Source organism: Caballeronia sp. LZ065 (genome assembly GCF_031450975.1).
Taxonomy (GTDB): domain Bacteria; phylum Pseudomonadota; class Gammaproteobacteria; order Burkholderiales; family Burkholderiaceae; genus Caballeronia.
On record NZ_JARUXV010000001.1, the window covers coordinates 3030522 to 3051549 of the forward strand.

General features: G+C 60.5%; 14 protein-coding genes and 4 tRNA genes. All 18 read right to left on the reverse strand.

What is annotated here, in order from left to right:
• Nucleotides 1-127 precede the first annotated feature (127 nt).
• Nucleotides 128-1318, reverse strand: coding sequence for an elongation factor Tu (gene tuf / locus QCE63_RS14055; RefSeq protein WP_309833608.1), 1191 nt, complete (start codon nucleotides 1316-1318; stop codon nucleotides 128-130).
• 68 nt (nucleotides 1319-1386) lie between these two features.
• On the reverse strand, nucleotides 1387-3489 hold the full coding sequence (gene fusA / locus QCE63_RS14060; RefSeq protein WP_309833610.1) for an elongation factor G: 2103 nt from the start codon (nucleotides 3487-3489) through the stop codon (nucleotides 1387-1389).
• A 120-nt stretch (nucleotides 3490-3609) separates the two neighbouring features.
• Complete coding sequence (rpsG, locus tag QCE63_RS14065) at nucleotides 3610-4080, reverse strand: 30S ribosomal protein S7 (RefSeq protein WP_006053291.1); 471 nt, start codon at nucleotides 4078-4080, stop codon at nucleotides 3610-3612.
• A 183-nt stretch (nucleotides 4081-4263) separates the two neighbouring features.
• A complete protein-coding gene (gene rpsL, locus QCE63_RS14070) occupies nucleotides 4264-4644 on the reverse strand; it encodes a 30S ribosomal protein S12 (protein WP_006053290.1) in 381 nt (126 codons plus the stop codon).
• Between the two features lie 221 nt (nucleotides 4645-4865).
• Nucleotides 4866-6713: a DNA helicase RecQ gene (gene recQ, locus QCE63_RS14075; protein ID WP_309833613.1), complete on the reverse strand. Its 1848-nt coding sequence runs from the start codon at nucleotides 6711-6713 to the stop codon at nucleotides 4866-4868.
• A 171-nt stretch (nucleotides 6714-6884) separates the two neighbouring features.
• Nucleotides 6885-11126, reverse strand: coding sequence for a DNA-directed RNA polymerase subunit beta' (gene rpoC / locus QCE63_RS14080; protein WP_309833614.1), 4242 nt, complete (start codon nucleotides 11124-11126; stop codon nucleotides 6885-6887).
• A gap of 21 nt (nucleotides 11127-11147) precedes the next feature.
• Nucleotides 11148-15254: a DNA-directed RNA polymerase subunit beta gene (rpoB, locus tag QCE63_RS14085; RefSeq protein WP_309833615.1), complete on the reverse strand. Its 4107-nt coding sequence runs from the start codon at nucleotides 15252-15254 to the stop codon at nucleotides 11148-11150.
• A gap of 368 nt (nucleotides 15255-15622) precedes the next feature.
• Nucleotides 15623-15997, reverse strand: coding sequence for a 50S ribosomal protein L7/L12 (gene rplL / locus QCE63_RS14090; protein ID WP_309833616.1), 375 nt, complete (start codon nucleotides 15995-15997; stop codon nucleotides 15623-15625).
• A gap of 83 nt (nucleotides 15998-16080) precedes the next feature.
• On the reverse strand, nucleotides 16081-16578 hold the full coding sequence (gene rplJ / locus QCE63_RS14095) for a 50S ribosomal protein L10 (RefSeq protein ID WP_309833617.1): 498 nt from the start codon (nucleotides 16576-16578) through the stop codon (nucleotides 16081-16083).
• A gap of 304 nt (nucleotides 16579-16882) precedes the next feature.
• Nucleotides 16883-17581: a 50S ribosomal protein L1 gene (gene rplA / locus QCE63_RS14100; RefSeq protein WP_309833619.1), complete on the reverse strand. Its 699-nt coding sequence runs from the start codon at nucleotides 17579-17581 to the stop codon at nucleotides 16883-16885.
• Nucleotides 17582-18013, reverse strand: a complete 432-nt coding sequence (rplK, locus tag QCE63_RS14105; protein WP_061163555.1) for a 50S ribosomal protein L11 — start codon at nucleotides 18011-18013, stop codon at nucleotides 17582-17584.
• 146 nt (nucleotides 18014-18159) lie between these two features.
• Nucleotides 18160-18717, reverse strand: a complete 558-nt coding sequence (gene nusG, locus QCE63_RS14110; RefSeq protein WP_050454953.1) for a transcription termination/antitermination protein NusG — start codon at nucleotides 18715-18717, stop codon at nucleotides 18160-18162.
• Nucleotide 18718: 1 nt separating this feature from the next.
• Nucleotides 18719-19099: a preprotein translocase subunit SecE gene (secE, locus tag QCE63_RS14115; protein ID WP_309833620.1), complete on the reverse strand. Its 381-nt coding sequence runs from the start codon at nucleotides 19097-19099 to the stop codon at nucleotides 18719-18721.
• A 36-nt stretch (nucleotides 19100-19135) separates the two neighbouring features.
• Nucleotides 19136-19211: transfer RNA gene (locus tag QCE63_RS14120), tRNA-Trp, on the reverse strand.
• A gap of 67 nt (nucleotides 19212-19278) precedes the next feature.
• Entirely contained in the window at nucleotides 19279-20469 is a 1191-nt protein-coding gene (gene tuf, locus QCE63_RS14125) for an elongation factor Tu (protein ID WP_309833608.1), read from the reverse strand.
• Nucleotides 20470-20531: 62 nt separating this feature from the next.
• A tRNA-Thr gene (locus QCE63_RS14130) sits at nucleotides 20532-20606 on the reverse strand.
• A 16-nt stretch (nucleotides 20607-20622) separates the two neighbouring features.
• Nucleotides 20623-20696 (reverse strand) — tRNA-Gly (locus tag QCE63_RS14135).
• A 30-nt stretch (nucleotides 20697-20726) separates the two neighbouring features.
• Nucleotides 20727-20812 (reverse strand) — tRNA-Tyr (locus QCE63_RS14140).
• Nucleotides 20813-21028 lie beyond the last annotated feature (216 nt).

A 21028-nucleotide genomic window follows, 5' to 3' on the forward strand; every position in this document is an offset into this window, starting at 1 on the left:
AAGAGCGAGGCGGTCTTGCACCGCCGATTGGCAAAAGAGCGTGGAACCGGACACACGTGGAGGACGCGTATCCGGTCCCGGTCTGTTACTGCTTTACTACGAGTTCAAATCGAGCAAGCCCGATATATTACTCGATAATCTTCGCCACGACACCGGCGCCGACGGTACGACCGCCTTCACGGATAGCGAAACGCAGACCTTCTTCCATGGCGATCGGGGCGATCAGCTTGACCGTGATCGAAACGTTGTCGCCCGGCATCACCATTTCCTTGTCCTTCGGCAGCTCGATCGAGCCCGTCACGTCCGTCGTACGGAAGTAGAACTGCGGACGGTAGTTGTTGAAGAACGGCGTGTGACGGCCGCCTTCGTCCTTGCTCAGCACGTACACTTCAGCCGTGAAGTGCGTGTGCGGCGTGATCGAACCCGGCTTGGCCAGAACCTGGCCACGCTCCACGTCTTCACGCTTCGTGCCGCGCAGCAAGATACCGACGTTGTCGCCTGCCTGACCCTGGTCGAGCAGCTTGCGGAACATTTCCACGCCCGTGCACGTCGTCTTCACCGTCGCCTTGATGCCGATGATTTCGATTTCTTCGCCGACCTTCACGACGCCACGCTCGATACGACCCGTCACCACCGTGCCGCGACCCGAGATCGAGAACACGTCTTCCACCGGCATCAGGAACGAACCGTCAATGGCGCGTTCCGGCGTCGGGATGTACGTGTCCAGCGCGTCGGCCAGGCTCATGATCGCCACTTCGCCCAGCTCGCCCGTGTCGCCTTCCAGCGCCAGCTTGGCCGAACCCTTCACGATCGGCGTGTCGTCGCCCGGGAAGTCGTACTTCGACAGAAGCTCGCGCACTTCCATTTCGACCAGCTCGAGCAGCTCGGCGTCGTCGACCATGTCGCACTTGTTCAGGAACACGATGATGTACGGCACACCGACCTGACGCGCCAGCAGGATGTGCTCACGCGTTTGCGGCATCGGGCCGTCAGCGGCCGAGCACACCAGGATCGCGCCGTCCATCTGCGCGGCGCCCGTGATCATGTTCTTCACATAGTCAGCGTGGCCCGGGCAGTCGACGTGTGCGTAGTGGCGGTTAGCCGTTTCGTACTCGACGTGCGCGGTGTTGATCGTGATGCCGCGCGCCTTTTCTTCCGGTGCCGCGTCGATCTGGTCGTATGCCTTCGCTTCGCCGCCGAACTTCTTCGTCAGCACCGTCGTGATCGCTGCCGTCAGCGTGGTCTTGCCATGGTCAACGTGACCGATCGTGCCCACGTTCACGTGCGGCTTGGTCCGCTCGAATTTACCTTTTGCCATGATTACCTTCTTTCAGAGATTGTTTGTCGGTTGAAGCTTGTGGCTTTGCGCCGAATGACTTGCGGGTATTACTTACCCTTGGCGTTGATGATCGCTTCGGACACGTTACGCGGAGCTTCGGCGTAGTGCTTGAACTCCATCGTGTACGTTGCGCGGCCTTGCGTCAGCGAACGCAGCGACGTCGAGTAGCCGAACATTTCCGACAGCGGCACTTCGGCGCGAACGATCTTGCCGCCGCCAATCATGTCTTCCATGCCCTGGACAATACCGCGACGGCCCGACAGGTCGCCCATCACGTTGCCCATGTAGTCTTCCGGCGTTTCGACTTCAACGGCCATCATCGGTTCGAGGATGACCGGGCTTGCCTTGCGCATTGCTTCCTTGAAGGCCATCGAGCCGGCCATGCGGAACGCGTTTTCGTTCGAGTCCACGTCGTGGTACGAACCGAACGTCAGGTGAACCTTCACGTCCACCACCGGGAAGCCAGCCAGCACGCCCGACTTCAGCGTTTCCTGGATACCCTTGTCCACGGCCGGGATGTATTCGCGCGGAATCACGCCGCCCTTGATCTCGTCCAGGAACTCGTAGCCCTTACCCTGCTCGTTCGGCTCGAGCGTGATGACCGCGTGACCGTACTGGCCGCGACCACCCGACTGCTTGACGAACTTGCCGTCGACGTCTTCAGCCTTGCTGCGGATCGTTTCGCGGTAAGCCACCTGCGGCTTGCCGACGGTCGCTTCCACGCCGAATTCACGACGCATGCGGTCGACCAGAATTTCCAGGTGGAGCTCGCCCATGCCCGAAATAATGGTTTGGCCCGATTCCTCGTCCGTTTGAACGCGGAACGACGGATCTTCCTGTGCCAGACGGTTCAGCGCCAGACCCATTTTTTCCTGGTCGGGCTTCGTCTTCGGCTCGACGGCCTGCGAGATCACCGGCTCCGGAAAAATCATGCGTTCGAGCACGATCGGGTGCTGCGGATCGCACAGCGTGTCGCCCGTGGTCGCTTCCTTCAGGCCGACTGCCGCCGCGATGTCGCCCGCGCGCACTTCCTTGATTTCTTCGCGCTGGTTCGCGTGCATCTGCAGAATACGGCCAAGACGTTCCTTCTTGTCCTTGGTCGCGTTCAGCACGGTGTCACCCGAATTCACGATGCCCGAATACACGCGGAAGAAGATCAGCTGGCCGACGAACGGGTCCGTCATGATCTTGAACGCGAGCGCCGAGAACTTCTCGTCGTCGGCTGCACGGCGCTGTGCCTTCTCGCCGCTTTCGAGTTCGCCCGTAACCGGCGGAATGTCAACCGGCGACGGCAGGAAGTCGATCACGGCGTCCAGCATGCGCTGCACGCCCTTGTTCTTGAACGCGGTGCCGCACAGCATCGGCTGGATTTCGCACGCGATGGTCCGGTCGCGGATCGCCTTGACGATTTCCGCTTCGCTCAGCTCTTCGCCGCCGAGATACTTTTCCATCAGCTCTTCGGTGGCTTCAGCCGCCGATTCGATCATCTTCTCGCGCCACTCGTTGCACGTGTCGACGAGTTCAGCCGGGATGTCGACGTAGTCGAACTTGGTGCCCTGGGATGCTTCATCCCAAATGATCGCCTTCATCTTGATCAGGTCGACCACGCCGGTGAACGTGTCTTCTGCGCCGATCGGCACGACGACGGGAACCGGATTCGCCTTCAGGCGGGTCTTCAGCTGCTCGTAGACCTTGAAGAAGTTCGCGCCGGTACGGTCCATCTTGTTGACGAACGCGAGACGGGGAACCTTGTACTTGTTCGCCTGGCGCCACACGGTTTCCGACTGGGGCTGCACGCCGCCCACTGCGCAGTAGACCATGCACGCGCCGTCGAGGACGCGCATCGAGCGTTCCACTTCGATCGTGAAGTCGACGTGCCCCGGGGTGTCGATGATGTTGATGCGGTGCTCGGGATAGTTGCCGCCCATGCCCTTCCAGAAAGCGGTGGTGGCAGCCGACGTGATCGTGATGCCGCGCCCCTGCTCCTGCTCCATCCAGTCCATCGTTGCAGCGCCGTCGTGAACTTCACCAATCTTGTGGTTCACGCCCGTGTAAAACAGGATGCGCTCGGTCGTCGTCGTTTTGCCGGCGTCGATGTGAGCGCTAATACCGATATTGCGGTAGCGCTCGATAGGTGTCTTGCGAGCCACTTTGGATCCTTTTTCGGGTCGACGCGACGGCCAATTGCCGACCGCGTCCTAAGACAAACGGGCGAGGCGCCTGGAGTAGCGCACCCGCCCTGATTTTCCGTTATGCCCTGGAGCGGGAGCTTAGAAACGGAAGTGCGAGAATGCCTTGTTGGCCTCTGCCATGCGGTGAACTTCGTCGCGCTTCTTCATTGCGCCGCCACGGCCTTCGGCCGCTTCCGAGAGTTCGCCTGCAAGACGCAGGGCCATCGACTTTTCGCTGCGCTTCTTCGCGGCTTCACGCAACCAACGCATCGCCAATGCCATACGACGCGAGGGACGCACTTCGACCGGAACCTGATAGTTGGCACCACCAACGCGACGGCTCTTCACTTCGACCACCGGCTTCACGTTGTTGAGCGCAACCGTGAACACTTCCAGCGGGTCCTTGCCACCCTTGGTCTGGATCTGTTCAAAAGCGCCGTACACGATACGCTCGGCAACCGACTTCTTGCCGGAGAGCATCAGCACGTTCATGAACTTGGCTACATCTACGTTACCGAACTTCGGATCCGGCAACACTTCCCGCTTGGGGACTTCGCGACGACGCGGCATGATTCTTCCTTTACTTTTTCAGTTGGAGCAGTTTCCAGCTCCGCGGCCACCAACAAACCCGATCCATCTCTTCGACTAAACCAGCTTGGCCGGGTGACCACTTACTCGACAGCACCGGCATGTCCGGCACTACCGCCTTAACCGCCTTGCGGCGACCTGATTGTCCTGCAGCAGACCAGCGGCTTACTTGCCGGCCTTGGCACGCTTCGCGCCGTATTTCGAGCGAGCTTGCTTACGATCCTTGACGCCCTGGGTATCCAGCGAGCCGCGAACCATGTGGTAACGCACACCCGGCAAGTCCTTCACACGGCCGCCGCGAATCAGCACGACCGAGTGCTCCTGCAGGTTGTGGCCTTCACCGCCGATGTACGAGATGACTTCGAAACCGTTCGTCAGACGAACCTTGGCAACTTTACGAAGTGCCGAGTTCGGCTTCTTCGGTGTCGTGGTGTACACGCGAGTGCACACGCCACGACGTTGCGGGCAGTCCTGCAGGGCCGGCGACTTGCTCTTCGTCGTTTCCGACGTGCGGCCTTTGCGAACCAGTTGATTGATGGTTGGCATTGTTTAATCCTAAAAATGAACAGAATCAGCGCAATTCCAGTCGGGCAAAGCGAACAAAATTGCGCGTTTTTGTGTTCTCGCCGATGGTTTTCACTCCGAGCGCCCGTTCAGCGAGCGGCACCAGAGGAATTCCGAAAACGAGAACCAAGCATGATATTCTGAAAATCCCAATCGGGTCAATACGTTGCGCCGAAATCAGGGGGGTTTTCAGAGGACGTGACTCAGGCGGAGCTGATGACATCGAGCAATTCGTCACCGAAGCGCTCCAGCTTGCGAACGCCAATGCCGGGGATATGCCGAAGATCGTCGATCGTATCGGGGTCGCTGCGAGCGATTTCCGCCAGGGTTGCGTCGTGGAAGATGACATAGGCCGGCACGCCGTCGCTTTTGGCCGTCTCGGACCGCCAGGCACGCAGGCGCTCCCAACAAGACTTCTCGCGCGGTGACATGCCTGCAGTGGGATCGGCGCGTTCACCGGTCCGCGCGGAGCCTTGACGGCTGCGTGGAGGCTTCACGTACTTGCGCAGCGTGACACTCTCCTCGCCCTTGAGCACCGGCTTGCTGGCGTCGGTCAACACGAGCGCGCCGAAGCCGTCGTGGTCCACGGCCAGGTAGCCGAACGCCACGAGTTGCCGGAACACCGCGCGCCATTCGGCCTCTGCAAGGGCTTCGCCCAAGCCAAAGGTAGAGAGTTTCTCGTGCCCCCGCTGCAGCACCTTTTCGCTGCGCACGCCTCGCAGAATGTCGATCAGATGTCCCGCACCGAAGTGGAAGCCGCTCGCCCTCTGCGCGCGATACACGCACGACAGCGCCATCTGCGCCTCGCGGGTGGCGTCGAAGGACGCGGGCGGCTCGAGACAGGTGTCGCAGTTGCCGCACGGCGTGCTGTGTTCGCCGAAGTACGCCAGCAGCCGCACGCGCCGGCATGACGCGACTTCACACAGGCCCAGCAAGGCGTCGAGCTTGCCGGTCTGCACGCGCTTGTGAGCGTCGTCCGCCTCCGACTCGTCGATCATCTTGCGCTGCTGCACGACGTCGCCGAGACCATACGCCATCCAGGCATTCGCAGGCATGCCATCGCGGCCGGCGCGTCCGGTCTCCTGATAGTAGCCTTCGACGCTCTTCGGCAAATCCAGATGCGCCACGAAGCGAACGTCCGGTTTGTCGATGCCCATGCCGAAGGCGATCGTCGCGCACATGACGACGCCTTCTTCGCGCTGGAACATTTCCTGATGACGCTGGCGCTTCTCGAACTCCATGCCCGCGTGATACGGCAACGCGTGGAGGCCCTGCCCCTTCAGCCATTCCGCCGTCTCTTCGACCTTGCGGCGCGACAGGCAATACACGACGCCCGCATCCGTGGTGCCGTCCTTGTTCGTGTGCTCGGCGCGGATGAAATCCAGCAACTGTGAGCGCGCATTGTCCTTTTCGACGATCCGGTAGCGAATGTTCGGCCGATCGAAGCTCGACACGAAGATGCGTGCTTCATCCAGGGCGAGACGGTGCACGATTTCATCGCGCGTGATGGCGTCCGCCGTTGCCGTGAGCGCGATGCGCGGCACGTTCGGGAAGCGCTCGTGCAGCACCGACAGCTGGATGTACTCGGGCCGGAAATCGTGCCCCCACTGCGACACGCAGTGCGCTTCGTCGATGGCAAACAGACCGACTGGCGCGCTGTCGAGCAGGTCGAGAAAGCGCGACGTCATCAGCCGTTCCGGCGCCACGTACAACAGGTCGATCTCGCCGTTGCGCAGCGCGCGCTCCGTGGCCGCGGCTTCGGCGCCCGACAGCGTGGAATTGAGATACGCCGCACGCACGCCGAGTTCGGTCATGGCGGCCACCTGATCCTGCATCAGCGCGATCAGCGGCGACACCACGATACCCGCGCCCAAGCCCGCCTCGCGCCGCACCAGCGATGGAATCTGATAACAGAGCGATTTGCCGCCGCCCGTGGGCATCAGCACGAGCGAGTCGCCGCCGTTCGCGACATGCTCGACGATCTCCGCCTGTTGTCCGCGAAAAGCGGGATAGCCGAAGATTTCGTTGAGTATTTCAAGCGACCGGGACATGGAGAAAGCGCGCACGGCGAAACAGAGATAACGAATTCTACCAACGCATCGGCGTGCTCCGAGTCCCGTCGAGCATCGTTGGCCGAATGGACGAGGCGCTGCGAAATCTTCGGGCGAAAAAAAACCGCCCGGCAAGAACCGGGCGGTTTGATGTGACAACGAGCGAGAGACTTACTCGTTCGTATGCGGTTGCTGTTCCGCCGCCGGTGTTTCCGGCGTGCCGAAGTCGAACGACTCTTCGGCTGCGATCTGGTCGAAACGCTCGCGATCCGACGACTCCTTCGCACGGCGCGCCTTGTGGAACGCGAGACCCGTACCGGCCGGAATCAGACGGCCAACGATCACGTTTTCCTTCAGGCCACGCAGATCATCACGCTTGCCCATGATCGCCGCTTCGGTCAGCACGCGGGTCGTTTCCTGGAACGACGCCGCCGAGATGAACGAGTCGGTCGACAGAGAAGCCTTCGTGATACCCAGCAGCACGTTGTCGTACGAGGCCGGGCGCTTGTCGTCGGCGACCATGCTGTCGTTCTCGTCCAGCATGTCCGAACGCTCGACCTGCTCGCCCGGGATGAAGCGCGTATCGCCGTTGTCGACGATCTGCACACGACGCAGCATCTGACGCACGATCACTTCAATGTGCTTGTCGTTGATCTTCACGCCCTGCAGACGGTACACGTCCTGCACTTCGTCCACGATGTAGCGCGACAGCGCTTCGATACCCTGCAGACGCAGGATGTCGTGCGGATCGGCAGGACCGTCGACGATCATTTCGCCCTTGTTGACGACCTGACCATCGTGCACCAGCACCTGCTTTTCCTTCGCGATCAGGAACTCGTGCTGATTGCCCTCGAGGTCCGTGATGACGAGACGCTGCTTGCCCTTCGTGTCCTTGCCGAACGACGTCGTGCCCGTGACTTCCGCCAGAATGCCGGCGTCCTTCGGCGAGCGCGCTTCGAACAGCTCGGCCACGCGCGGCAGACCACCGGTAATGTCACGCGTCTTCTGCGCTTCAACCGGGATACGCGCCAGCACTTCACCGACCTGCACCTGCTGACCATCCTTCACGGTGATCAGTGCGCCGACCTGGAAGCCGATCTGCACCGAATGCTCGGTGTTCGGGATCTTCACTTCCTCGCCGTTCGCGTCGAGCAGCTTCACCTGCGGACGCACGCTCTTCGAAGCCTGCGAACCGCGACGCTTCACGTCGATCACGACCAGGGTCGAAAGACCGGTCACGTCGTCGATCTGCTTCGCCACGGTCACGCCTTCCTCGACGTTTTCGAACTTCACCGTACCGCCCCACTCGGTGATGATCGGACGCGTCAACGGGTCCCATTGCGCGAGTTGCGCGCCGGCCTTGATCTGCGCGCCGTCGAGTTGCAGCAGCGTCGCGCCGTACGGCACCTTGTGACGCTCACGCTCACGACCGAAATCGTCAGCAATGATCGCCTCGCCCGAACGCGAAATGACAACCTGCTCGCCCTTCGCGTTGGTGACGTAACGCATGGTGGCCGTGAAGCGCACCGTACCGTTCGACTTCGCTTCCACCGTCGAAGCAACCGCCGCACGCGATGCCGCACCACCGATGTGGAACGTCCGCATGGTCAGCTGCGTGCCCGGCTCGCCGATCGACTGCGCCGCGATCACGCCGACAGCTTCACCCACGTTCACACGCGAACCGCGGCCGAGGTCGCGGCCGTAGCACGAGGCGCACAGGCCATAACGCGTTTCGCAGGTCAGCGGCGTGCGCACGCGCACTTCGTCGATACCCAGGCGCTCGATTTCTTCCACTGCATCTTCGTCGAGCAGATCGCCCGATGCGTACAGCGTCTCTTGCGTCTCCGGATTAACGACGTCCGCCACCGCGACGCGACCGAGAATCCGGTCACGCAGGGCTTCCACGACTTCACCGCCTTCGACCAGCGCCTTCATCGCCACGCCGTTCGAGGTGCCGCAATCTTCTTCGACCACGACCAGATCCTGCGTCACGTCGACCAGACGACGCGTCAGGTAACCCGAGTTCGCCGTCTTCAGTGCCGTATCAGCCAGACCCTTACGTGCGCCGTGGGTCGAGATGAAGTACTGCAACACGTTCAGGCCTTCGCGGAAGTTCGCGGTAATCGGCGTCTCGATAATGGAGCCGTCCGGCTTCGCCATCAGGCCGCGCATACCGGCCAGCTGACGAATCTGCGTCGCGGAACCGCGTGCGCCCGAGTCGGCCATCATGTAGATCGAGTTGAACGATTCCTGACGCGTGTCCTTGCCGTCGCGATCGACTACCGGCTCCGTCGAGAGTTGCTCCATCATCGCCTTGCCGACCGCTTCCGACGTGTTCGACCAGATGTCGACCACGTTGTTGTAGCGTTCCTGCGCGGTGACGAGACCCGACATGTACTGACGGTCGTATTCCTTCACCTTCTTCGCGGCGTCGCCGACGATGGTCTCTTTCTGCGGCGGCACGAGCATGTCGTCCACGCAGATCGAGATACCGGCGCGCGTTGCCAGGCGGAAGCCCATCTGCATCAGCTGGTCGGCGAAGATCACCGTTTCGCGCAGACCGCACTTGCGGAACGCCGTGTTGATCAGCTGCGAAATCTGCTTCTTCTTCAGCGGCTTGTTCAGCACCGTGAACGGCAGGCCCGGCGGCAGGATTTCCGACAGGATCGAACGTCCGACCGTGGTCGCATACAGCGAGACCTTCGGCACGAACGCCGGCGCGCCTTCGCTCGTGTCTTCGTTCGCCACCATTTCGGTGATACGCACGTTGACGCGCGAAGCCAGCTCGACTTCCTTGTTCTCGTACGCGCGGATGGCTTCCGACACGTCCGTGAACGTGAGGCCTTCACCCTTGCCGTTGATCGCTTCACGCGACGCGTAGTACAGGCCGAGCACGATATCCTGCGACGGCACGATCGACGGATCGCCGTTGGCCGGGAACAGGACGTTGTTCGACGCCAGCATCAGCGTGCGCGCTTCCATCTGCGCTTCCAGCGACAGCGGCACGTGCACGGCCATCTGGTCACCGTCGAAGTCGGCGTTGAACGCCGCGCAGACGAGCGGGTGCAGCTGGATGGCCTTGCCTTCGATCAGCACCGGCTCGAACGCCTGGATACCAAGACGGTGAAGCGTAGGCGCGCGGTTCAGCATGACCGGGTGTTCGCGAATGACTTCTTCGAGAATGTCCCACACCACCGGCGTCTGGTTCTCGACTTCCTTCTTCGCAGCCTTGATGGTCGTGGCAACACCCATCACTTCCAGCTTGTTGAAGATGAACGGCTTGAACAGTTCGAGCGCCATCAGCTTCGGCAGGCCGCACTGATGCAGCTTGAGCGTCGGGCCGACCACGATCACCGAACGGCCCGAGTAGTCGACGCGCTTACCCAACAGGTTCTGACGGAAGCGACCGCCCTTACCCTTGATCATGTCGGCGAGCGACTTCAGCGGACGCTTGTTCGCGCCGGTCATCGCCTTGCCGCGACGGCCGTTGTCGAGCAGCGAGTCGACGGCTTCCTGCAGCATCCGCTTTTCGTTGCGGACGATGATTTCAGGCGCCTTCAGCTCGAGCAGCCGCTTCAACCGGTTGTTACGGTTGATCACGCGGCGATACAGGTCGTTCAGGTCCGACGTCGCGAAACGGCCGCCGTCCAGCGGCACGAGCGGACGCAGTTCCGGCGGCAGCACCGGCAGCACTTCGAGCACCATCCAGTCCGGCTTGATGCCCGAACGCTGGAAAGCTTCGAGCACCTTCAGGCGCTTCGCGTACTTCTTGATCTTCGCTTCGGAACCGGTGTTCTTCAGTTCCGTGCGCAGCATCTCGACCTGTTCGTCGATGTTGATCGCGCGCAGCAGCTCACGCACGCCTTCCGCGCCCATTTCGGCACGGAATTCGTCGCCGTATTCCTCGACCTTGTTGTAGTAATCCTCTTCCGTCATGATCTGCCGCGCTTTCAGCGGCGTCATGCCCGGATCGATCACCACATACGCTTCGAAGTACAGCACGCGCTCGATGTCGCGCAGCGTCATGTCGAGCACCATGCCCAGACGCGACGGCAGCGACTTCAGGAACCAGATGTGCGCGACCGGCGAGGCCAGTTCGATATGGCCCATCCGTTCACGACGCACCTTCGCCAGCGTCACTTCGACGCCGCACTTCTCGCAGATCACGCCGCGATGCTTGAGGCGCTTGTACTTGCCGCACAGGCACTCGTAGTCCTTGATCGGACCAAAGATCTTCGCGCAGAACAGGCCATCCCGCTCCGGTTTGAAGGTGCGGTAGTTGATGGTCTCCGGCTTCTTCACTTCGCCGAACGACCAAGAACGAATCTTGTCGGGCGACGCGAGGCCGATCTTGATCGCATCAAAAACTTCTTCTTGTTGGACTTGCTTGAATAGATCGAGCAGAGCTTTCATTGCTTTCTCTCCGTAGTCCGATTAGTTGCGGTCGAGATCGATGTCGATGCCGAGCGAGCGGATTTCCTTCACCAACACGTTGAAGGATTCCGGCATGCCCGCGTCGATCACGTGATCGCCCTTGACGAGGTTCTCATAAACCTTGGTCCGGCCGTTCACATCGTCCGACTTGACCGTCAGCATTTCCTGCAGCACATACGACGCGCCATACGCCTCGAGTGCCCACACTTCCATCTCACCGAAGCGCTGGCCACCGAACTGCGCCTTACCACCCAGCGGCTGCTGCGTGACGAGCGAGTACGGACCGGTCGAACGCGCGTGCATCTTGTCGTCGACCAAGTGGTGCAGCTTCAGGTAGTGCATGTAGCCAACCGTGACCGTGCGCTCGAATGCTTCGCCCGTGCGGCCGTCGTACAGCGTGACCTGGTTCTTCGAAGGCGTCATGCCGAGATTCGTGGCGATGTCGTCCGGGTAAGCCAGATCCAGCGCGCGCGACATTTCGTCTTCCGTTGCGCCGTCGAACACCGGGGTCGCGAACGGCACGCCTTCGCGCAGGTTCTTCGCCAGTTCGAGGATCTCGTCGTCGGAGAAGTTTTCCAGCTCTTCCTTGCGGCCCGACTCGTTGTAGATCTTCGTCAGGAACTGACGCATCTCTTCGATCTTCGCCTGACGCTGCATCATCTCGCCGATACGCCAGCCGAGACCCTTCGCGGCCCAGCCCAGATGCACTTCGAGAATCTGACCCACGTTCATCCGCGACGGCACGCCGAGCGGATTCAGCACCACATCTGCCGGACGGCCATCGGCCATGTACGGCATGTCTTCGATCGGCACGATCTTCGACACGACACCCTTGTTGCCGTGACGGCCCGCCATCTTGTCGCCAGGCTGCAGACGACGCTTCACGGCGAGATAGACCTTGACCATCTTCAGCACGCCCGGCGGCAGTTCGTCGCCTTGCGTGAGCTTCTTGCGCTTCTCTTCGAACGCGAGGTCGAACTGGTGACGCTTCTGCTCGATCGAGTCCTTGATCGCTTCCAGCTGTGCCGCTGCTTCTTCGTCCGCGAGGCGGATGTCGAACCAGTGGTAGTGGTCGAGATCTTCGAGGTACGCGAGGTCGATCTTCGTGCCCTTCGCGAGCTTCTTCGGACCGCCGTTCGCGACCTTGCCATTCAGCATGCGGGCGAGACGCGAGAACGCGTCGCCTTCCACGATGCGCAGCTGGTCGTTCAAGTCGAGGCGATAACGCTTCAGTTCATCGTCGATGATCTGTTGCGCGCGCTTGTCACGCGTGATGCCTTCGCGCGTGAACACCTGCACGTCGATCACGGTGCCGCTCATGCCCGACGGCACGCGCAGCGACGTGTCCTTCACGTCCGAGGCCTTCTCGCCGAAGATGGCGCGCAGCAGCTTTTCTTCCGGCGTCAGCTGGGTTTCGCCCTTCGGCGTGACCTTGCCGACCAGCACGTCGCCCGCTTCGACTTCCGCGCCGATGTACACAATGCCCGACTCGTCGAGACGGCCAAGCTGCACTTCAGCCAGGTTCGAGATGTCCCGCGTGATTTCTTCCGGTCCGAGCTTCGTGTCGCGAGCCACGACGTTCAGTTCTTCGATGTGGATCGACGTGTAACGGTCATCCGCCACGACCTTTTCCGAGATCAGGATCGAGTCTTCGAAGTTGTAGCCATTCCACGGCATGAACGCGACCAGCATGTTCTGGCCGAGCGCGAGCTCGCCCAGATCGGTCGAGGCGCCGTCGGCCAGCACGTCGCCGCGCGCAACCTTGTCGCCGACCTTCGCGATCGGACGCTGGTTGATGTTCGTGTTCTGGTTCGAACGCGTGTACTTGATCAGGTTGTAGATGTCCACGCCGACGTCGCCGGCGACGGCTTCATCGTCGTTCACGCGGATCACGATACGGCCCGCGTCGACGTAATCCACTACACCGCCACGCAGTGCCTGAACCGTCGTACCCGAGTCGACCGCCACGGTGCGCTCGATGCCCGTACCGACGACCGGCTTCTCCGGACGCAGGCAAGGCACGGCCTGACGCTGCATGTTCGAACCCATCAATGCGCGGTTCGCGTCGTCGTGCTCGAGGAACGGAATCAGCGATGCCGCCACCGAGACGATCTGCGACGGCGCCACGTCCATGTACTGGATGCGGTCCGGCGTGACCATCAGCGTTTCGCCGGCTTCACGCGACGACACGAGTTCGTCGGTCAGCGTGCCGTCTTCGGCCACCGCGGCGTTCGCCTGGGCGATCACGTAACGGCCTTCTTCGATCGCCGACAGATAGTCGATCTGATCCGTCACCTTACTGTCCGTGACCTTGCGATACGGCGTTTCGAGGAAGCCGTATTCGTTCAGGTGCGCGTACAGCGCGAGCGAGTTGATCAGGCCGATGTTCGGACCTTCCGGCGTTTCGATCGGGCACACGCGGCCATAGTGGGTCGGGTGCACGTCGCGGACTTCGAAGCCTGCGCGCTCACGCGTCAGACCGCCCGGGCCCAGTGCGGAAACACGGCGCTTGTGCGTGATTTCCGAGAGCGGGTTGGTCTGGTCCATGAACTGCGACAGCTGCGACGAACCGAAGAACTCGCGAATGGCCGACGAAATCGGCTTCGAGTTGATCAGGTCGTGCGGCATCAGGTTTTCGCTTTCTGCCTGGCCGAGACGTTCCTTCACGGCGCGCTCGACACGCACGAGACCCGCACGGAACTGGTTCTCCGCGAGTTCGCCGACGCAACGCACGCGACGATTGCCCAAGTGGTCGATATCGTCCACTTCGCCCTTGCCGTTGCGCAGCTCGACGAGAATCTTGATGGTCGCGAGGATGTCGTCGTCCTGCAGCGTCATCGGGCCAATGATTTCATCGCGGCCCACGCGGCGGTTGAACTTCATGCGGCCGACCTTCGACAGGTCGTAAGCGTCTTCGCTGTAGAACAGACGGTTGAACAGCGCCTCGACTGCTTCTTCGGTCGGCGGCTCGCCCGGACGCATCATGCGGTAGATCGCGATACGCGCGGCCATACGGTCCGCGGTTTCGTCGATACGCAGCGTCGACGAGATGTACGGGCCCTGGTCCAGGTCGTTCGTGTAGAGCGTCTGGATGTCCTTGACCTTCGCTTCGCGCAGCTTTTCGAGGACCGTTTCGGTGATTTCCTCGTTGGCGTTCGCGATCACTTCGCCCGTTTCCGGATCGATCACGTTCTTCGCCAGCACGCGGCCGAGCAGATAGTCCTCGGGCACCGAGATGAACTTCGTCTTGGCGTTTTCGAGGTCGCGAATGTGCTTCGCGTTGATCCGCTTGTCCTTCGTGACGATGACGTTGCCTTCGCGATCCTGAATGTCGAAGCGCGCGACTTCACCGCGCAGACGCTCGGGAACGAATTCCATCTGCGCGCCTTCGCTCATCAACTGGAAGTTGTCGAAGACGAAGAAGTTCGCGAGGATCTGTTCCGGCGACAGGCCGATGGCCTTCAGCAGGATCGTGACCGGCATCTTGCGACGGCGGTCGACGCGGAAGTACAGCACGTCCTTCGGATCGAATTCGAAGTCGAGCCACGAACCACGGTAAGGGATGATGCGCGCCGAGAACAGCAGCTTGCCGGAGCTGTGCGTCTTGCCCTTGTCGTGCTCGAAGAACACGCCGGGTGAACGGTGGAGCTGCGAGACGATCACGCGCTCGGTACCGTTGATGACGAACGAGCCGGTCGGCGTCATGAGCGGAATTTCGCCCATGTAGACTTCCTGCTCTTTCACTTCCTTGACGACGGGCTTGCTCGGCGATTCCTTGTCGAGCAGGACCAGGCGCACTTTCGCGCGCAGTGCCGAGCAGTACGTCAGGCCACGCTGCTGGCATTCCTTGATGTTGAAGGCGGGCGGCGACAGCATGTAGCTGACGAACTCGAGCCGCGCGAAACCGTTGTGCGAAACGATCGGGAAGACAGAGCTGAACGCAGCCTGCAAGCCTTCTGCCTTGCGCTGCGACGAGGACGTATCCGCTTGCAGAAACGTCTGGAATGATTCAAGCTGGGTTGCCAGCAAGAAGGGAACTTGGTGAACGATGGGGCGCTTCGCGAAACTCTTGCGAATACGCTTCTTCTCGGTGAAGGAATATTGCATACGATCTCCGAATCACGGCGGGCGTTGCCGAGGCGGGATACCTCGGCGTCACCGCCCGGTGTTCACCGACTGAGACCCGCGCAGCTGTCCGGGGAGGACGCGCGAATCTAGAAGCTTGGTGGTTGGCCGCTACCAACCGCTGGCTGACGGCAGCGGATGCCTGTGTTTCCCGCTACCCGACCAAACTTGCCTTCTGCAGTCGCTTCAGAAGACAAAGAAAACTGCCGGAAAACTCTACCGATCCGACTGTCATCTTTGGCCTCTATGAGGACTTTCGTACCTGCTGGCAAGCACGAAAACTGCGTCCCCACAAAGCACAAAAAGGCCGGCGGTGGAAAACCGCCAGCCTTCGCATAGCGCGCTGAAACTTACTTGATTTCAGCTTTCGCGCCAGCTTCTTCCAGCTTCTTCTTCGCTTCTTCAGCGGCAGCCTTCGGAACTGCTTCCTTGACAGGCTTCGGTGCGCCGTCGACCAGATCCTTCGCTTCCTTCAGGCCGAGACCCGTCAGTTCGCGAACAGCCTTAATCACAGAAACCTTGTTCGCGCCGATTTCGACGAGGTTCACGGTGAACTCAGTTTGCTCTTCAACTGCAGCAGCGCCGCCTGCACCTGCCGGGCCAGCGACTGCAACAGCAGCTGCCGACACGCCAAACTTCTCTTCGAACGCCTTGACCAGCTCGTTCAGTTCCAGAACGGACATCGAGCCAACGGCTTCGAGGATGTCTTCTTTTGCGATTGCCATGTGAAATACTCCTAGATTGAATTCGGATCGAGTTAGCGATCTAGCTTTGCCTAACTTAAGCGACTAGCGCCCAAGCGTGATCGTTACGCAGCTTCGCTCTGCTTCTTTTCAGCCAGCGCGGCGAGAGCGCGCGCAAAGCCGGAAACAGGCGCCTGCATGACGAACAGCAGCTTGGAGAGCAGTTCTTCGCGGCTCGGGATGCTGGCCAGCGCTTGCACGCCTGCCTTGTCCATCACTTTGCCTTCGTAGGAACCAGCCTTGATGATCAACTTGTCATTGCTCTTGCCGAAGTCATTGACGACCTTGGCAGCGGCAATGGCATCTTCCGAGATGCCGTAGATCAGAGGACCGGTCATCTGCTCAGCCAGCGGAGCGAACGGGGTACCTTCGACGGCGCGACGCGCCAGCGTGTTCTTCAACACGCGGAGATACACCTGTTGCTCACGCGCTTTCGCGCGCAGCTTGGTCAGATCGCCAACCGTGATCCCACGATACTCAGCGAGCACCATCGTCTGAGCCTTCGCGACTTCCGCGGCGACTTCAGCGACGACTGCCTGCTTATCTTCTTTGTTCAGTGGCACGGTTAAACCTCCAGATTCGATGCATTCGGGCCACAAACCCTGGTGCACCACGTTCAAAACGGCGTCCGACTGTTAGGAGTATCTCGATCGATCGGTGACCATCCTGTTAGACGATCGACAACCGACTTCAACCACTGCAAAACTGTTTCGGGTTCGCCATCTGCGTTGGTTCGAATTAAGCCGATGCCTGCCTGCTGCATCGCCGCCAACGGTCTTTGACAACCGGTCGCAAGATTCGAAAGTGCAATCCTGCAACCGCCCAAAGCCCTCTATCAGCGCGATCATCCGACCGCGCCCGACATTCTTACTGTTGCGCCAGCGTGCCTTGATCCACGCGAACGCCGACACCCATCGTGCTCGACACGGCGATCTTGCGCAGGTAGACACCCTTGCTCGTTGCCGGCTTTGCCTTTTGCAGCGCTTCGATCAGCGCGGCCAGGTTCTGACGCAGCGACGCGGATTCGAACGACGCGCGACCGATCGTGCCATGAATGATACCGGCCTTGTCAACGCGGAACTGGACTTGACCAGCCTTTGCGTTCTTGACGGCTTGCGCCACATCCGGCGTGACCGTGCCGACCTTCGGGTTCGGCATCAGGCCGCGCGGGCCGAGGATCTGACCCAGCGTACCGACGACGCGCATCGTGTCCGGCGAAGCGATCACGATGTCGAAATTCAGATTACCGGCCTTGACTTGCTCGGCCAGGTCTTCCATGCCGACGATGTCCGCGCCAGCAGCGCGAGCCTGCTCGGCCTTGTCGCCTTGTGCAAACACCGCGACGCGAACCGACTTGCCCGTACCGGCCGGCAGAACCACCGATCCGCGAACAACCTGGTCCGACTTCTTCGCGTCGATGCCGAGTTGCACGGCAACGTCGATCGACTCGTCGAACTTCGCGCTCGCGCATTCCTTCACGAGAGCCAGTGCGTCGTCGATCGCGTACAGCTTCTGACGATCGACCTTGCTTGCGAATGCCTGAAGGCGCTTAGAAAGCTTAGCCATTTACACGCCCTCCACGGTGATGCCCATCGAACGCGCGCTGCCGGCGATCGTGCGCACGGCTGCGTCCAGATCAGCTGCCGTAAGATCCGGCATCTTCGTCTTTGCGATTTCTTCCGCTTGAGCGCGGGTGATGTTACCGACTTTGTCGGTGTGCGGCTTGGCCGAACCCTTCTGCACTGCTGCTGCCTTCTTGATCAGAACGGTAGCGGGCGGCGTCTTCATGATGAAGGTGAAGCTCTTGTCCGCGAATGCCGTGATGACGACCGGCACCGGCAGACCCGGCTCCATACCTTGAGTCTGCGCGTTGAACGCCTTGCAGAACTCCATGATGTTCAGGCCACGCTGGCCCAGTGCCGGACCGACCGGCGGCGACGGGTTGGCTTTACCTGCAGGAATCTGCAGCTTGATAAAGCCGATGATTTTCTTTGCCATGTTGAAAACCTCTGCTGAACGCGCGAGCGTTCGGTGAGTGATAGCGCGCGTTCGACTCGACGCCTACTGACGCTCCTCAACAGCCATGACGCGGGCTGTAAGCGCGAATCGCGCGATGACCATGAGGTCACGCGCGAGAATGTGCTTCAAGTCTTCTCGACTTGGCCGAACTCGAGTTCGACCGGCGTCGATCGTCCAAAAATGGTCACTGAGACACGTACCTTGGACTTTTCGTAGTTGACTTCCTCGACGTTGCCGTTGAAGTCGGTGAAAGGACCTTCCTTCACCCGAACCATTTCGCCCACTTCGAACAGTGTCTTCGGCCGCGGCTTCTCGACACCTTCCTGCATCTGCGACATGATTTTTTCGACTTCACGCGGCGAGATCGGGCTGGGCCGATTGCGTGCGCCGCCGACGAACCCGGTGACTTTCGCCGTATTCTTGACGAGATGCCACGTTTCGTCCGTCATTTCCATCTCGACGAGGACGTAGCCCGGGAAGAAACGACGTTCGGTAACCGACTTGTGGCCACCCTTCACTTCTACCACTTCCTCAGTCGGCACCAAGATCTGGCCGAACTGATCCTGCATACCTGCCCGATCGATGCGCTCCTGAAGCGCACGTTGCACGCTCTTCTCCATACCGGAGTAGGCGTGCACAACGTACCAACGCTTTCCGCTCGGGGATGTCGGAGTATCGCTCATATCATTTCCAACCCAGAATCGCCGAGAAAATCACCCATTCGATCGACTTGTCGCTAAGCCAAAGGAATATGGCCATGATCAGTACAAATGCGAAGACCACCAAGGTTGTTTGCGTTGCCTCTTTGCGAGTAGGCCACACGACCTTGCGGACTTCCTTGTACGAGTCCTTTGCGAACGCGATGAACCCCTTTCCCGGCGCAGAGAAAAGACCGACCGCGACACCCGCGATGACGCCGACAGCAAGAGCCGCTCCGCGGAAGTACCATTCTTGACTAGAAAGCCAGAAGAAGCCCACGAATCCGGCCAAGACCAACAATACGCCAGCCACCAACATCAACTTGTCGCCGGAAGTATTTACAGTTTCGACGGAAGGATTCGCCATAACACCTTAAATACAGCGCCAAGAGGCGCAAGAATTTGGCAGGGGCAGAGGGAATCGAACCCCCAACCTTCGGTTTTGGAGACCGACGCTCTGCCAGTTGAGCTATACCCCTAAACCATTTGGAGTCGCCGAAAGCCGACGACTCCGAAACCACAAACTACCGAGAAGATTTCTGGCTCTTACTCGATAATCTTCGCCACGACACCGGCGCCGACGGTACGACCGCCTTCACGGATAGCGAAACGCAGACCTTCTTCCATGGCGATCGGGGCGATCAGCTTGACCGTGATCGAAACGTTGTCGCCCGGCATCACCATTTCCTTGTCCTTCGGCAGCTCGATCGAGCCCGTCACGTCCGTCGTACGGAAGTAGAACTGCGGACGGTAGTTGTTGAAGAACGGCGTGTGACGGCCGCCTTCGTCCTTGCTCAGCACGTACACTTCAGCCGTGAAGTGCGTGTGCGGCGTGATCGAACCCGGCTTGGCCAGAACCTGGCCACGCTCCACGTCTTCACGCTTCGTGCCGCGCAGCAAGATACCGACGTTGTCGCCTGCCTGACCCTGGTCGAGCAGCTTGCGGAACATTTCCACGCCCGTGCACGTCGTCTTCACCGTCGCCTTGATGCCGATGATTTCGATTTCTTCGCCGACCTTCACGACGCCACGCTCGATACGACCCGTCACCACCGTGCCGCGACCCGAGATCGAGAACACGTCTTCCACCGGCATCAGGAACGAACCGTCAATGGCGCGTTCCGGCGTCGGGATGTACGTGTCCAGCGCGTCGGCCAGGCTCATGATCGCCACTTCGCCCAGCTCGCCCGTGTCGCCTTCCAGCGCCAGCTTGGCCGAACCCTTCACGATCGGCGTGTCGTCGCCCGGGAAGTCGTACTTCGACAGAAGCTCGCGCACTTCCATTTCGACCAGCTCGAGCAGCTCGGCGTCGTCGACCATGTCGCACTTGTTCAGGAACACGATGATGTACGGCACACCGACCTGACGCGCCAGCAGGATGTGCTCACGCGTTTGCGGCATCGGGCCGTCAGCGGCCGAGCACACCAGGATCGCGCCGTCCATCTGCGCGGCGCCCGTGATCATGTTCTTCACATAGTCAGCGTGGCCCGGGCAGTCGACGTGTGCGTAGTGGCGGTTAGCCGTTTCGTACTCGACGTGCGCGGTGTTGATCGTGATGCCGCGCGCCTTTTCTTCCGGTGCCGCGTCGATCTGGTCGTATGCCTTCGCTTCGCCGCCGAACTTCTTCGTCAGCACCGTCGTGATCGCTGCCGTCAGCGTGGTCTTGCCATGGTCAACGTGACCGATCGTGCCCACGTTCACGTGCGGCTTGGTCCGCTCGAATTTACCTTTGGCCATTTTCGACTCCTAACAGGATTTTCGCACCTTGCGCCGCGCGCAACTTACTGGACAGATACTGCTGGTGCCCATGGGCAGGATCGAACTGCCGACCTCTCCCTTACCAAGGGAGTGCTCTACCACTGAGCCACATGGGCACTGCTAAACCGACACTGGAGCGGGTGAAGGGAATCGAACCCTCGTCATAAGCTTGGAAGGCTTCTGCTCTACCATTGAGCTACACCCGCGAGGGTTGGATTCCTTTACCGCTTGAATTCTGGTGGAGGAGGTTGGATTCGAACCAACGTAGGCGTAAGCCAACAGATTTACAGTCTGCCCCCTTTAGCCACTCGGGCACCCCTCCGCAGAGAACTATCGATTATGGGGTAACAACACGCCCTTGTCAAGCGTTTCTTACAACCCAGAGCACGACGCTCTCACTATTAGTGAGAGACAAAACGCAAAAACCCCACCTTTATGAGGTGGGGTTTTTGTTTGTAGCATGAGGAGCCTGACGATTACCTACTTTCACACGGGTGATCCGCACTATCATCGGCGTGGAGTCGTTTCACGGTCCTGT